This is a genomic window from Cupriavidus sp. CPT47-8839-RL05A (assembly GCF_058792255.1).
Map to the genome: position 1 here is coordinate 53,498 of NZ_JBYTEG010000016.1, position 12,829 is coordinate 66,326.

Sequence of the window (12,829 nt, forward strand, 5' to 3'; positions counted from 1 at the left end):
CGCCGCCGGCGCTAGCTCTCCCCTGCATTTCGCAACGCCACGGTCCTGCCTGACGCCGGATCGCGGCCCGCATCGCCTGACCATCGATCGAGAGGACTTCCCATGCCCAGTGCCTTCCGCCCCGACGCCTTTGCCGGCAAGACCGTATTCGTCGCCGGCGCCTCCTCCGGCATCAACCTCGGCATCGCGCACGGCTTCGCGCGCGCCGGGGCGAAGCTGGCGCTGATCAGCCGCACCGCCGAGCGCATCCAGGCCGCCGCCGACACCATCACCGCGGCCGGCGGCACCGCCATCGGCATGGCCGCCGACGTGCGCGACTATGCCGCCGTGGAAGCGGCCTTCGCGCGCGCCCAGGACGAACTGGGGCCGATCGACGTGGTGATCTCCGGCGCCGCGGGCAACTTCCTCGCGCCCGTGGTCGGCATGTCCGCCAATGCCTTCAAGACTGTGGTCGATATCGACCTGCTCGGCACCTTCAACGTGTTCCGCGCCAGCTTCGACCACCTGGCCAAGCCGGGTGCGTCGCTGATCGCGATCACCGCGCCGCAGGCGGTCAACGCCATGATGTTCCAGGCCCATGCCTGCGCCGCCAAGGCCGGCATCAACATGCTGATCAAGTGCCTGGCGATGGAATGGGGCCCGGCCGGCGTGCGCGTGAACGGCATCTCGCCCGGCCCGATCGCCGACACCGAAGGCATGGCCCGGCTGGCGCCCACGGCCGAGATGGAGGCGCGCTACAAGGCCCGCCTGGCGCTGCGCGACTACGGCACCAAGGACGATATCGCCGATGCCGCGATGTACCTGAGCAGCGACAACGCGCACTACGTCACCGGCACCATCCTCGACTGCGACGGCGGCAGCAAGCTGGGCGACGCCTCCGCCGACGCGCTGAAGAAGCCGCAGTAAGTTTCCGCACCCGCACCGAACCACGACCAAGCAACAAGGAGAACCACCCATGACGGCATCCGTCCTCTATCAAGCCAGCGAAAGCGTGGCCACGCTGACCCTGAACCGCCCGGACGTGCTCAACGCGATGAACGGCGACCTGATGCGCGAGCTGCGCGAGGGCGTTGAGCGCGCCGCCGGCGACGCCGGCGTGCGCGCCGTGCTGATCACCGGCGCGGGCCGCGGCTTCTGCGCCGGCGCCGACCTGGCCGCGCGCGGCAAGGATGGCATCTCCGATTCCGGCACGCTGCTGCGCGAGCGTTACCACCCGATCATCATGGCGCTGCGCCAGATGCCCAAGCCGGTCGTCACCGCTGTCAACGGCGTGGCCGCCGGTGCCGGCATGAGCCTGGCGCTGGCGGGCGACGTGGTGCTGGCGGCCCGCTCGGCCAGCTTCCTGCAGGCATTCTCCAAGATCGGCCTGGTCCCGGACGCCGGCAGCACCTACTTCGTGCCGCGCTATGCCGGCGAGATGCGCGCCCGCGCACTGGCCATCCTGGCCGAGAAGATCGATGCCGAGGAAGCACAGCGCATCGGCCTGGTGTGGAAGGTCCACGCCGACGACGCGCTGCAGGACGAGGCCGGCAAGCTGGCCCGCCACCTGGCCACCATGCCGACCATGGCCTACGGCATGATCAAGGAAGCCCTGAACCAGAGCTTCGACAACGACCTGGCCGCGCAGCTCGAAGTGGAAGCCACGCTGCAGTCGCGCGCCAGCCGCAGCGATGACTGCAAGGAAGGCGTAGCCGCCTTCATGGAGAAGCGCAAGCCGCAGTTCAAGGGCCGTTGAGAACCCGCATCACAAGGAGCCAGCGCATGAGCGCCAGCAGCAACGAACGTATCCTCGTCACCATCGAAGACGGCGTCGCCGACGTCCGCCTGAACCGCCCCGACAAGATGAACGCGCTCGACCAGGCCATGTTCGACGCACTGATCGAGACCGGCGAGCAACTGGCGCGCATGCCCGACCTGCGCGCCGTGGTCCTGTCAGGCGAGGGCCGCGCCTTCTGCGCGGGGCTGGACATGGGCCGCATGGCGGGCATGTTGTCGGACGGTGGCGGCGAATCCCACAACGACAGCATCGGCGCGGGCCGCCTCGGCAAGCGTACCAACGGCATGTCCAATCGCCCGCAGTACGCGTGCATGGTCTGGCGCGAACTGCCGGTGCCGGTCTTCGCCGCGGTCCACGGCGTGGCTTTCGGCGGCGGGCTGCAGGTGGCGCTGGGCGCTGACGTACGCTACGTCGCGCCCGATACCAGGCTGTCGGTCATGGAAATGAAGTGGGGGCTGGTGCCCGACATGGCCGGCATGGTGCTCACGCGCGGCCTGGTGCGCCCCGACGTGCTGCGCGAGCTGATCTACAGCGCGCGCGTGCTGAGCGGCACCGAAGCCTGCGAACTGGGCCTGGGCACCTACCTCGCCGACGACCCGCGCGCCGCGGCGCTGGAAGCCGCGCGCCAGGTGGCACAGAAGAACCCGGATGCGATCCGCGCAGCCAAGCGCCTGATGGCGGTGGTGGAGCGCGGCGACAATGCCCTCATCCTGCAGGCCGAGTCCGACGAGCAGGACCGGCTGGTCGGCTCGCCCAACCAGCGCGAGGCAGTGCTGGCCAATATGCAGAAGCGCGCGCCGCGCTTCGAGCCGGCGGGCTGAAGCAAGCCGCTCAGTGGTGGTGCGCGGCTCGCCGGCGGCGCCACCACAACGCATAGACCACCACATTGACCACCAGCACCACCGCGCCGAGCCACAGCTGCACCGCGGGCGTGAGCCCGGCCGGATAGATCAGCGGCAACAGGTAGCGCTCGACAAAACCGCCGCTGTAGCCCGCCTGTCCCGCGGCCCGGCGCAGCATGTTTTCCAGCGGCGTCAGCGGGCAGATCCAGCCGGACCATTCGATCAGCACGCCCCACACCGCCGCCGGCAGGTGCAGCCATGCGACACGCGGCCAGCGCAACACCAGCAGGCCGCCCGCCACCACGAACAGGATAAACAGCCCGTGCACGATGACCACCAGGTCGGCCAGCCAGGCTGTGATCGGCATCGCGCTCGGCGGCGGCCTCAGTTGCCGCCCGCCGTGTCCATCCAGTAGCCCGGGCGCGCGAACTGCGCCTTCAGGTGCTCGATGAAGAAACGGATCTTGGCCGGCACCGGGCGCTGCTGCGGGTACACGGCAAGGATGTCGTAGGCCGGCAGCGCGTATTCGTCCAGCACCGTGATCAGCTCGCCGCTCTCCAGCTGCGGCAGGATCTCCCAGGTCGAGCGCCAGCCCAGGCCCAGGCCCTCGCCGGTCCAGCGGTGCAGCAGCTCGCCGTCGTTGCAGTCCAGGTTGCCGTTGACGCGCACGGTCACGGTCTTGCCGTTCTGGCTGAAATACCAGCCGCGCTGCTGGCCGCCCTGCAGGTTGAACGCCAGGCAGTTGTGCTGGGCCAGGTCGTCCAGCGTCTGCGGCACGCCGTACCTGGCGAAGTACGCCGGCGTGCCGCACACCACGCGCTTGTTCGAGGCCAGCTTGATCGCGACAAAGTTCGGGTCGATGGCGCCGCCGATACGGATGCCGACGTCATAGCCTTCGCGCACCAGGTCGACCACGCGGTCGGTCAGGTTGAATGAGATCTGCACTTCCGGGTTGGCCGAGAGGAACGCCGGTGCGTGCGGTGCCACGTGTTTGCGCCCGAACGCCGCCGGTGCCGAAACGATCAGGTGGCCGGTGGCCTTGTGCTTGCCTTCGGCGATCAGCATCTCGGCGCGGTCCAGGTCGGCCAGCGCCTTCTTGCACTGCTCCATGAACACCGCGCCCTGCTCGGTCACGGCGATGCGGCGCGTGGACCGGTGCAGCAGCTTGACGCCGATGCGGGCTTCCAGCGCGTTGATGCGGCGGCCGATCATCACCGGCGTCACGTTCTGCGTGAGCGCCGCGGCCGCCATGCTGCCGTGCTCCACCACGGCGATAAAGGCTTCGATTTGCTTGAGTTTGTCCATCGGATATTCGTCTCCCGGGCGCCATTGTGCGGCATCCCCGGGGATGTGGCATCCCTGCGCGGCTGATGGGCAGGATCGCGGCATCCGCATACGGCTGTGTCAGGGCCGCTGCCAGGGGCAGGTCGCGTCACCCGCAGCCGGTGCGGAATCAGGCGGCCGGAGCCGCGCGCGCCCTGACCTGCGCGTTCATCTCGGCCGCTTCGCCCAGCACATGGGCCAGCCGCCGCAGCGGCCGGCTGCATTGCACGTGCAGGTACAGGTAGCAGGCCGCGCCGGTCACCACCATCACGCCGTAGAGCCACAGCAGCGTCCCGGCCATGGCCTGCTGGCGCGGCAGTGCCGCCACCACGGCCGCGGCCGGCGCCAGTGCCAGCAGCCCTGCCAGGGTGCGCGCAGCACCTTCCCACAAGCGCAGTTGCAACACCACGCGCCGCTGGCGCGCCTGCAGCTGCGGCGGCGGGATGCGCGCCAGCCGGCGCAGCAGCGCATCCTCGGCTGCGCTGTGGCGGTCCATCTCGGCGGCCTGCCAGCGCAGCGGATGGCGCAGCCTGGCCAGCACGGTGCCGGCGCGCGTGAGTCCGGCGCCGACATAGCAGGCGGCCGACAGGGCCAGCAGCACCTCGAAGGTCCGCAGCGACCACGGCGGCACCGGGTGCTTGAGCCACAGCCGCCAGACGGCCAGGGCCACGCCGCTCAGGATGGTCGCGGCCAGCGCCGCGATAAAGCCCACCCACAGCACGCGCCCGAGGCGGCCGCCCGGCATCGGAGGGTCGGCGGCCGGCCCGGGCGGGACGGCGGCAAGCGCTTCAAGCAGTTCGTAGGTAGACGGCAGCCTGGAATACATGGTCGGCCCGGATGGCGAAGAATCCCGTCATTTTGCCGCACTGCGCTGCGGCGGCCGGCCGGCGCGGGCGCGTACCCACCGCTGCACTGCGTGCCCGCACCGTCACACCACATATCCAATTGCGTACCCCGGCGTACCCCCGCCGACCGTCCGATCTGGCTTCCAAGGCGATATTGCGTACCCCAGGTATCGAATCAACTGATCTCCCTTCTGTTTATCCCACCCCGCCTGCGGGAATAGGATCGACTCCAACGGAATTCACACCATCACTGGAGACAAGATCATGGCAAAGATGAGAGCAATCGACGCGGCAATCGCCGTGCTGGAGAAGGAAGGCGTGACCACGGCATTCGGCGTGCCGGGCGCGGCGATCAACCCGTTCTACTCGGCAATGCGCAAGTCGGGCAACATCAACCACGTGCTGGCCCGCCACGTCGAGGGCGCCTCGCACATGGCCGAAGGCTACACCCGTGCCGAGCCGGGCAACATCGGCGTCTGCGTCGGCACCTCGGGCCCCGCCGGCACCGACATGATCACCGGCCTGTACTCGGCCTGGGCCGATTCGATCCCCATCCTCTGCATTACCGGCCAGGCCCCGCGCGCCCGCCTGTACAAGGAAGACTTCCAGGCCGTCGATATCGAATCGATCGCCAAGCCCGTGACCAAGTGGGCCGTGACCGTGCGCGAGCCGGCCCTGGTGCCGCAAGTGTTCCAGCAAGCCTTCCACATCATGCGTTCGGGCCGCCCGGGTCCGGTGCTGATCGACCTGCCGTTCGACGTGCAGGTGGCCGAGATCGAATTCGATGTCGACACCTACCAGTCGCTGCAGCCGTACAAGCCGGCTGCCTCGCGCGCCCAGATCGAGAAGGCCATCTCGATGCTGAACGCGGCCGAGCGCCCGCTGATCGTGTGCGGCGGTGGCGTGATCAACGCCGACGCGGCGGATCTGCTGGTCGAGTTTGCCGAACTGGTCAACGTGCCGGTGGTGCCGACCCTGATGGGCTGGGGCGTGCTGGCCGACGACCACCCGCTGCAAGCCGGCATGGTCGGCCTGCAGACCTCGCACCGCTACGGCAACGCCACGCTGCTGGCTTCGGACTTCGTGATGGGCATCGGCAACCGCTGGGCCAACCGCCACACCGGCAGCGTCGATGTCTACACCAAGGGCCGCAAGTTCGTGCACGTCGATATCGAGCCCACCCAGATCGGCCGCGTGTTCGGCCCGGACCTGGGCATCGTGTCGGACGCCAAGGCCGCGCTGGAACTGTTCGTTGAAGTTGCCCGCGAAATGAAGATGGCCGGCCGCCTGCCGTGCCGCAAGTCGTGGGTCGCCGACGTGCAGAAGCGCCGCCGCACCATGCAGCGCAAGAGCGATTTCGACAACGTGCCGGTCAAGCCGCAGCGCGTGTACCGCGAGATGAACCAGTACTTCCCGCGCGACGTGCGTTATGTCAGCACCATCGGCCTGTCGCAGATCGCCGCGGCCCAGTTCCTGTCGGTCAACGAGCCGCGCCACTGGATCAACTGCGGCCAGGCCGGCCCGCTGGGCTGGACCATCCCGGCCGCGATCGGCGTGAAGACCGCCTCGCCGGACTCGGATGTGGTGGCGATCTCGGGCGACTACGACTTCCAGTTCATGATCGAAGAACTGGCCGTGGCCGCGCAGTTCAAGGTGCCGTACATCCACGTGGTGGTGAACAACTCCTACCTCGGCCTGATCCGCCAGGCGCAGCGCAACTTCGAGATGGACTACTGCGTGCAGCTGGCCTTCGACAACGTCAACTCGCCAGAACTGAACGGCTACGGCGTGGACCACGTCAAGGTGGTCGAGGGCCTGGGCTGCAAGGCGATCCGCGTGTTCAAGCCGGAAGACATCGCCCCGGCCTTTGCTGAAGCGCGCGACCTGATGGCCGAGTTCTCGGTGCCGGTGGTGGTCGAGGTGATCCTGGAGCGCGTGACCAATATCGCGATGGGCACCGAGATCGACAATGTCAACGAGTTCGAGCCGATCGAAGACCTCGAGGACATCGAGGAAGCGATCCTGAAGGAAGAAGTGGAAACGGCGTAAGCAGCACCATTCCAACATGGAAGCGCGGGCTACGGCCCGCGCAAATCCAGCGCCCCTGCATCACCGGTTCTGCACCGGCAGAACGACAACACAACTAAACCGGAGAGACTCATGACTAAACTTGCGGCCAACCTCACCATGCTGTTCAACGAAGTCGGTTTCCTCGACCGCTTCGAAGCCGCCGCGCGCGCGGGCTTCCGCGGCGTGGAATTCCTCTTCCCCTATGCCTTCCACGCGGACCAGATCGCTGACCGCCTGAACCGCTTCCAGCTGGACCTGGTGCTGCACAACCTGCCCGCCGGCAAGTGGGAAGCGGGCGAGCGCGGCATTGCCTGCCACCCGGACCGCGTCGGCGAGTTCCAGGACGGCGTGGGCGAGGCCATCAAGTACGCCAAGGTGCTGGGCGTGCGCCAGCTGAACTGCCTGGTCGGCATCCAGCCGCAGAACGTCAAGCGCGAGCAGGCCCAGGAAACGCTGGTGGAAAACCTGCGCTTCGCCGCCAGCGCGCTCGCCGCCGAGCATATCGACCTGCTGGTCGAGCCGATCAACACCTTCGACATCCCTGGCTTCTTCCTGTCGCGCACGCAGCAGGCGGTGGACCTGATCAACCAGGTCAATGCGCCCAACCTGTACGTGCAGTACGACATCTACCACATGCAGCGGATGGAAGGCGAGATCGCCAACACCATCAAGGCCAACCTGCCGAAGATCAAGCACGTGCAGCTGGCCGACAACCCCGGCCGCAATGAACCGGGGACCGGCGAGCTGAACTACCGCTTCCTGTTCAAGTTCCTGGACGAGATCGGCTACAACGGCTGGATCGGCTGCGAGTACAAGCCGAAGACCACCACCGAAGCCGGCCTGGGCTGGCGCGCCGAGCACGGCGTGCAGTAACGGGTTACCACCTACGCCAACCAAGACAGACTTAATCTCATTCAAGGAGACATCAACATGGCAAACCAACGCAACGTCGGCTTCATCGGCCTGGGCATCATGGGCGCACCGATGGCGGGCCACCTGCGCGCCGCCGGCCACACGCTGTTCGTGCATGACGTCAACCCGGCCCCGCAAGCGCTGGTCGATGCAGGCGTGACCGTCTGCACCAGCGCCGAGGAAGTCGCCAAGCGTGCCGACATCATCGTCATCATGGTGCCGGACACCCCGCACGTGGAAGCCGTTCTGTTCAGCGAAAAGGGCGTTGCCGCCGCGTTCAAGGCCGCCGGCAAGGAAGCCAGCCACAGCAAGATCGTGGTCGACATGAGCTCGATTTCGCCGATCGCCACCAAGGACTTCGCCGCGCGCATCAACAAGCTGGGCGCCTCGTACCTGGACGCTCCGGTGTCGGGCGGTGAAGTGGGCGCCAAGGCTGCTTCGCTGACGATCATGGTCGGCGGCCCGCAGGAAGCCTATGACCAGGTCAAGCCGCTGTTCGACCTGATGGGCAAGAACGTCACGCTGGTCGGTGGCAACGGTGACGGCCAGACCACCAAGGTGGCCAACCAGATCATCGTCGCGCTGAACATCCAGGCCGTGTCCGAAGCCCTGCTGTTCGCCTCCAAGGCTGGCGCCGATCCGGCCAAGGTGCGTCAGGCGCTGATGGGCGGCTTTGCGGCTTCGCGCATCCTGGAAGTGCACGGCGAGCGCATGGTCAAGCGCACCTTCGACCCGGGTTTCCGCATCGAACTGCACCAGAAGGACCTGAACCTGGCGCTGCAGGGTGCCAAGGCACTGGGCGTGGCACTGCCCAACACCGCCACCGCGCAGGAGCTGTTCAACACCTGCGCCGCCAACGGCCTGGGCAAGCAGGACCATTCGGCCCTGTGCCGCGCGATCGAGATCATGTCTAACCACCAGATCGCCAAGTAAGCAGCAACCACGTCGTCCCCGCCCTGCGGGGACGACTAGCTTTCCCCGTCAGCACCAGGACTTTTCATGCTCGCCACCGAACCTCAAGCCGCCCTGCTCTCGCCCCAGCGCGCCGCAGCGCATCCCGCACAGTCCGACGCGCGCGCGCTGCTGCGCGACCTGTTCGACACCGCGGTCGCTTCCGTCAGCGCCAGCCACTGCCTGCCGCCGCACCTGCCCACGCCGCCCAAGGGCCGCACGGTGGTGATCGGCGCCGGCAAGGCCGCTGCCGCGATGGCGCAGGCGGTCGAGGCGAACTGGCAAGGCGAGCTGTCGGGCCTGGTGGTGACGCGCTACGGCCATGGCGCCGATTGCCAGCGCATTGAAGTGGTCGAAGCCGCGCATCCCGTTCCCGACGAAGCCGGCCAGCGCGCCGCGCAGCGCATGGTGGAACTGGTGCAGGGCCTGACCGCCGACGACCTGGTGCTGTGCCTGATTTCCGGCGGCGGCTCCGCGCTGCTGGCCGCGCCCGCGCCGGGCCTGACGCTGGCCGACAAGCAGGCCGTGAACAAGGCGCTGCTCAAGAGCGGCGCGAGCATCGGCGAAATGAACTGCGTGCGCAAGCACCTGTCCGCGCTCAAGGGCGGACGCCTGGCGCTGCACTGCGCCCCGGCCCGCGTCGAGACCCTGCTGATTTCCGATATCCCCGGCGATGACCCGACCCTGATCGCAAGCGGTCCGACGCTGCCCGATGCGACCACCTGCGCCGACGCGCTGGCCGTCATCGCCAAGTACGGCATTGAAGTCCCCGCCAACGTGCGCGCCCACCTGGAGAGCGGCGCCGGCGAAACGCCCAAGCCCGGCGATGCGCGCTTCGAAGGCCACCGCAACGTAACGCTGGCCACCGCGCAGCAATCGCTGGAAGCCGCGGCCGCGCGTGCGCGTGAACTGGGTTACGAGGCCCACATCCTGTCCGACTGCATCGAAGGCGAAGCGCGCGAAGTGGCCGAAGTGCACGCCGCCATCGCGCGCCAGGTGGCGCAGCGCGGCCAGCCCTTCAGCAAGCCCTGCGTGATCCTGTCCGGCGGCGAGACCACCGTAACCGTGCGCGGCAAGGGCCGCGGCGGGCGCAATGCCGAGTTCCTGCTGGCGCTGGCGGTGGCGCTCGACGGCCTGGCCGGCGTGCACGCGATTGCCGGCGACACCGACGGCATCGACGGCTCCGAGGACAACGCCGGCGCGCTGCTCTCGCCCGACACCCTGACCCGCGCCGCCGCGCGCGGGCTGTCGGCGCGCGCGCACCTGGACAACAACGACGGCTACGGCTTCTTTGCCGGCGTGGGCGACCTGATCGTCACCGGCCCGACCCGCACCAACGTCAATGACTTCCGCGCCATCCTGATTGTGTAGGCCGGCAGTCGTCAGCGCAGCATCGCCGTACCGAAGCAGTCGTTCACCTGAACAGCATTACCCGGCGCGCCACGTGGCGCGCCGTCCGAGAATGGAAGAGGAGACATCATGAGACGCCAGCGCAAAGCGAAGATCGTTGCCACGCTTGGACCCGCAAGCACCGACATCGCGGTGATCCGCGAACTGTTCGAGGCGGGCGCCGACGTGTTCCGGCTGAACTTCAGCCACGGCACGCACGAAGACCACCGCGCGCGCTACGACGCCGTGCGCAAGATCGAGGCCGAAACCGGCCGCCCGATCGCGATCCTGGCCGACCTGCAGGGCCCGAAGCTGCGCATCGGCACCTTCGCCGCCGGCAAGGTCGCGGTGCGCGCGGGCGATGTGTTCGTGCTCGACAGCGATCCCACCCCGGGCGACGGCACCCGCGTCTACCTGCCGCACCCCGAACTGTTCGCCGCCGCGCAGCCGGGCCAGTCGCTGCTGATCGACGACGGCAAGGTACGCCTGTCGATCGAGGCGGTGACCACCGGCACCATCACCACGCGCGTGGTCAACAACGGCACGCTGTCCGACCGCAAGGGCGTGAACGTGCCCGACGCCGTGATCCCCATCCCCGCGCTGACCGAGAAGGACCGCAAGGACCTGGACTTCGCGCTGTCGCTGGGCGCTGACTGGATCGGCCTGTCGTTCGTGCAGCGCCCGTCCGACATCGTCGAAGCGCGCGAGATCGTCGGTACCCGTGCCGGCATCCTGTCCAAGATCGAGAAGCCGGCCGCGCTGCAGCAGCTCGAAGAGATCGTGCGCGTGTCCGATTCCGTGATGGTGGCGCGCGGCGACCTCGGCGTGGAACTGCCGCCCGAGCGCGTGCCCGGCGTGCAGAAGCGCATCCTGCGCGTGTGCCGCCAGCTGGGCAAGCCGGTGGTGATCGCCACGCAGATGCTGGAATCGATGATCGACTCGCCGGTGCCGACCCGCGCCGAAGCGTCGGACGTGGCCAGCGCCATCTATGAAGGCGCCGACGCGGTGATGCTGTCGGCCGAGTCGGCCAACGGCCGCTACCCGGTGCCGGCGGTGTCGATGATGAACCGCATCGTCACCGAGGTCGAACGCGACCCGCTGTACCGCAACCTGCTCGACGCCCAGCACGAGACCCCGCTGAACACGCGCCAGGATGCGATCTGCGCGGCGCTGCGCGAAGTCACGCAGATCATTGGCGCCGTCGCGACCGTGACCTACACGTCCTCGGGAGCCACCGCGCTGCGCGCCGCGCGCGAGCGGCCGTGCGCGCCGATCGTCAGCATCACGCCGAACCTGGAAATCGCGCGCCGCCTGGCCATTGCCTGGGGCGTCCACTCCACCGTGAGCCCGGATGTGCAGAGCGTGGATGAAATGGTCGAAGCCGCCACACGCGCGGCGGTGGCCGAAGGTTATGCCGTGCCGGGCGACCAGATCACCATCGCCGCGGGAATGCCGTTCGGGCAAGGCGGGACCACCAACCTGCTGCGCGTGGCTGAAGTTGGCGCCAGCGCGGTGGCAACCGCACCGGCTGCGCGCGAGGCTGCCTTGGCCTGACCGCGCTGCTTGCGTTCCCGTCCCGGAACGCGCGTCATGACGGAACCGGGTGCAAACCCGGTTTCTTTGTTTTGCCGCACACCGCCTGCGTTGCCCGTCTCCAGGGCGAGTGGGTGGTGTTTTTTTATTTGGGCCTGGTGTCCGGCACCGAAAACAGCAGCTGACACCGGATTGCTATACTGCTTGGCATCCTCCCACCCCGCAATTCCCCCTCCCCCCGGAGCCCCCCATGCGCCTAGATGACGAAGCCGAAAGCCAGCACGTTGAAGACCGCCGCGGCGGATTCGGCGGTGTCGGCGGCAAGACCATCGGCATCGGCACGGTCATCGTCGCGCTGGCGGCGTCCTATTTCTTCGGCATCGACCCGATGCTGATCATGCAGGGCGCCTCGGTGCTGCAGGGCTCCGGCCCGCAGCAGCAACAGCAGCAGGCGAACCGCCCGCCGGCGACGGATCAGATGACGGTGTTCACGCGCAAGGTGCTGGGCAATACCGAGCGCACCTGGCAACACATCTTTGAAACCCAGCTGAACCGCCGCTATGCGCCCCCCACGCTGGTGCTGTTCTCGGGCGCCACGCCCACGGCGTGCGGCACCGGCCAGTCGGCGATGGGCCCGTTCTACTGCCCCGGCGACCAGAAGGTCTATATCGACCTGGCCTTCTATGACGAGCTGCGCCAGCGCTTCGGCGCCAGCGGCGACTTTGCCCAGGCCTATGTGATCGCGCACGAGATCGGCCACCATGTGCAGAACCTGCTGGGCGTATCGGACAAGGTCGACGGCGCGCGCCGCCGCATGGGCGAGGCGCAGGCCAACCAGCTCTCGGTGCGCATGGAACTGCAGGCCGACTGCCTGGCGGGTGTCTGGGCCGCCACCGCACAGCGCGCCAACCAGCAGCTGCTGGAGCCCGGCGATATCGAAGAAGGCCTGAAGGCCGCCGCCGCGATCGGCGACGACCGGCTGCAGCGCCAGTCGCAGGGCTATGTCGTGCCGGAGGCCTTTACCCACGGCTCCAGCGAGCAGCGCGTGCGCTGGCTGCGCCGCGGCATCGAGTCCGGCGATATCCGCAAATGCGATACCTTCGCCTCGCGCGACCTGTAAGCGCAGGCTCCACCCCCGACGTCGGAAGGCTGCCGGCAATGTGATGTTTGCGTTGCCCGGACTTTGT

12 protein-coding genes are annotated in these 12,829 nt (G+C 68.2%); 9 read left to right on the forward strand and 3 right to left on the reverse strand.

Going from position 1 to position 12,829, the window contains the following annotated elements; genetic code table 11:
* The first annotated feature begins 102 nt into the window (after nucleotides 1-102).
* Genes AC3WVS_RS19995 through AC3WVS_RS20005 form a run of 3 tightly spaced genes read left to right on the forward strand, consistent with a single transcriptional unit; the run spans nucleotide 103 to nucleotide 2,598 of the window.
* The gene (locus AC3WVS_RS19995) at nucleotides 103-906 is read left to right on the forward strand and encodes an SDR family oxidoreductase (protein ID WP_492320040.1); all 804 of its coding nucleotides are present in this window, start codon (nucleotides 103-105) and stop codon (nucleotides 904-906) included.
* A 49-nt stretch (nucleotides 907-955) separates the two neighbouring features.
* Entirely contained in the window at nucleotides 956-1,735 is a 780-nt protein-coding gene (locus AC3WVS_RS20000; RefSeq protein WP_492320041.1) for an enoyl-CoA hydratase-related protein, read from the forward strand.
* Nucleotides 1,736-1,761: 26 nt separating this feature from the next.
* Nucleotides 1,762-2,598, forward strand: coding sequence for a crotonase/enoyl-CoA hydratase family protein (locus tag AC3WVS_RS20005; protein ID WP_492320042.1), 837 nt, complete (start codon nucleotides 1,762-1,764; stop codon nucleotides 2,596-2,598).
* A 10-nt stretch (nucleotides 2,599-2,608) separates the two neighbouring features.
* Here the strand turns inward: AC3WVS_RS20005 and AC3WVS_RS20010 are convergent, their stop codons facing one another.
* The 3 genes from AC3WVS_RS20010 to AC3WVS_RS20020 form a co-directional block, all read right to left on the reverse strand.
* A complete protein-coding gene (locus tag AC3WVS_RS20010) occupies nucleotides 2,609-2,986 on the reverse strand; it encodes a DUF2784 domain-containing protein (protein WP_492320043.1) in 378 nt (125 codons plus the stop codon).
* Nucleotides 2,987-3,003: 17 nt separating this feature from the next.
* Nucleotides 3,004-3,924 carry a LysR family transcriptional regulator gene (locus AC3WVS_RS20015; protein ID WP_010812145.1) on the reverse strand — a complete coding sequence of 307 codons (921 nt, stop codon included), beginning with the start codon at nucleotides 3,922-3,924 and terminating at the stop codon, nucleotides 3,004-3,006.
* A 148-nt stretch (nucleotides 3,925-4,072) separates the two neighbouring features.
* Nucleotides 4,073-4,768, reverse strand: a complete 696-nt coding sequence (locus AC3WVS_RS20020; RefSeq protein WP_492320044.1) for a hypothetical protein — start codon at nucleotides 4,766-4,768, stop codon at nucleotides 4,073-4,075.
* Between the two features lie 283 nt (nucleotides 4,769-5,051).
* Between AC3WVS_RS20020 and gcl the strand changes: the two genes are divergently transcribed.
* From gcl to ypfJ, 6 genes are all read left to right on the forward strand, one after another.
* Entirely contained in the window at nucleotides 5,052-6,836 is a 1,785-nt protein-coding gene (gene gcl, locus AC3WVS_RS20025) for a glyoxylate carboligase (protein ID WP_010812147.1), read from the forward strand.
* A 111-nt stretch (nucleotides 6,837-6,947) separates the two neighbouring features.
* Nucleotides 6,948-7,730 carry a hydroxypyruvate isomerase gene (gene hyi / locus AC3WVS_RS20030; protein ID WP_010812148.1) on the forward strand — a complete coding sequence of 261 codons (783 nt, stop codon included), beginning with the start codon at nucleotides 6,948-6,950 and terminating at the stop codon, nucleotides 7,728-7,730.
* 57 nt (nucleotides 7,731-7,787) lie between these two features.
* Nucleotides 7,788-8,702: a 2-hydroxy-3-oxopropionate reductase gene (gene glxR / locus AC3WVS_RS20035; protein ID WP_010812149.1), complete on the forward strand. Its 915-nt coding sequence runs from the start codon at nucleotides 7,788-7,790 to the stop codon at nucleotides 8,700-8,702.
* A 66-nt stretch (nucleotides 8,703-8,768) separates the two neighbouring features.
* The gene (locus AC3WVS_RS20040) at nucleotides 8,769-10,091 is read left to right on the forward strand and encodes a glycerate kinase type-2 family protein (RefSeq protein WP_492311651.1); all 1,323 of its coding nucleotides are present in this window, start codon (nucleotides 8,769-8,771) and stop codon (nucleotides 10,089-10,091) included.
* Between the two features lie 108 nt (nucleotides 10,092-10,199).
* Nucleotides 10,200-11,663, forward strand: a complete 1,464-nt coding sequence (pyk, locus tag AC3WVS_RS20045; RefSeq protein WP_011616210.1) for a pyruvate kinase — start codon at nucleotides 10,200-10,202, stop codon at nucleotides 11,661-11,663.
* Between the two features lie 229 nt (nucleotides 11,664-11,892).
* Complete coding sequence (gene ypfJ / locus AC3WVS_RS20050) at nucleotides 11,893-12,762, forward strand: KPN_02809 family neutral zinc metallopeptidase (RefSeq protein WP_492320045.1); 870 nt, start codon at nucleotides 11,893-11,895, stop codon at nucleotides 12,760-12,762.
* The last annotated feature ends 67 nt before the right edge of the window (nucleotides 12,763-12,829 follow it).

Coding starts and splice junctions, on each gene's coding strand:
- AC3WVS_RS19995 (WP_492320040.1), top strand. CDS start 103: ATGCCCAGTGCCTTCCGCCCCGACGCCTTTGCCGGCAAGACCGTATTC.
- AC3WVS_RS20000 (WP_492320041.1), top strand. CDS start 956: ATGACGGCATCCGTCCTCTATCAAGCCAGCGAAAGCGTGGCCACGCTG.
- AC3WVS_RS20005 (WP_492320042.1), top strand. CDS start 1,762: ATGAGCGCCAGCAGCAACGAACGTATCCTCGTCACCATCGAAGACGGC.
- AC3WVS_RS20010 (WP_492320043.1), bottom strand. CDS start 2,986: ATGCCGATCACAGCCTGGCTGGCCGACCTGGTGGTCATCGTGCACGGG.
- AC3WVS_RS20015 (WP_010812145.1), bottom strand. CDS start 3,924: ATGGACAAACTCAAGCAAATCGAAGCCTTTATCGCCGTGGTGGAGCAC.
- AC3WVS_RS20020 (WP_492320044.1), bottom strand. CDS start 4,768: ATGTATTCCAGGCTGCCGTCTACCTACGAACTGCTTGAAGCGCTTGCC.
- gcl (WP_010812147.1), top strand. CDS start 5,052: ATGGCAAAGATGAGAGCAATCGACGCGGCAATCGCCGTGCTGGAGAAG.
- hyi (WP_010812148.1), top strand. CDS start 6,948: ATGACTAAACTTGCGGCCAACCTCACCATGCTGTTCAACGAAGTCGGT.
- glxR (WP_010812149.1), top strand. CDS start 7,788: ATGGCAAACCAACGCAACGTCGGCTTCATCGGCCTGGGCATCATGGGC.
- AC3WVS_RS20040 (WP_492311651.1), top strand. CDS start 8,769: ATGCTCGCCACCGAACCTCAAGCCGCCCTGCTCTCGCCCCAGCGCGCC.
- pyk (WP_011616210.1), top strand. CDS start 10,200: ATGAGACGCCAGCGCAAAGCGAAGATCGTTGCCACGCTTGGACCCGCA.
- ypfJ (WP_492320045.1), top strand. CDS start 11,893: ATGCGCCTAGATGACGAAGCCGAAAGCCAGCACGTTGAAGACCGCCGC.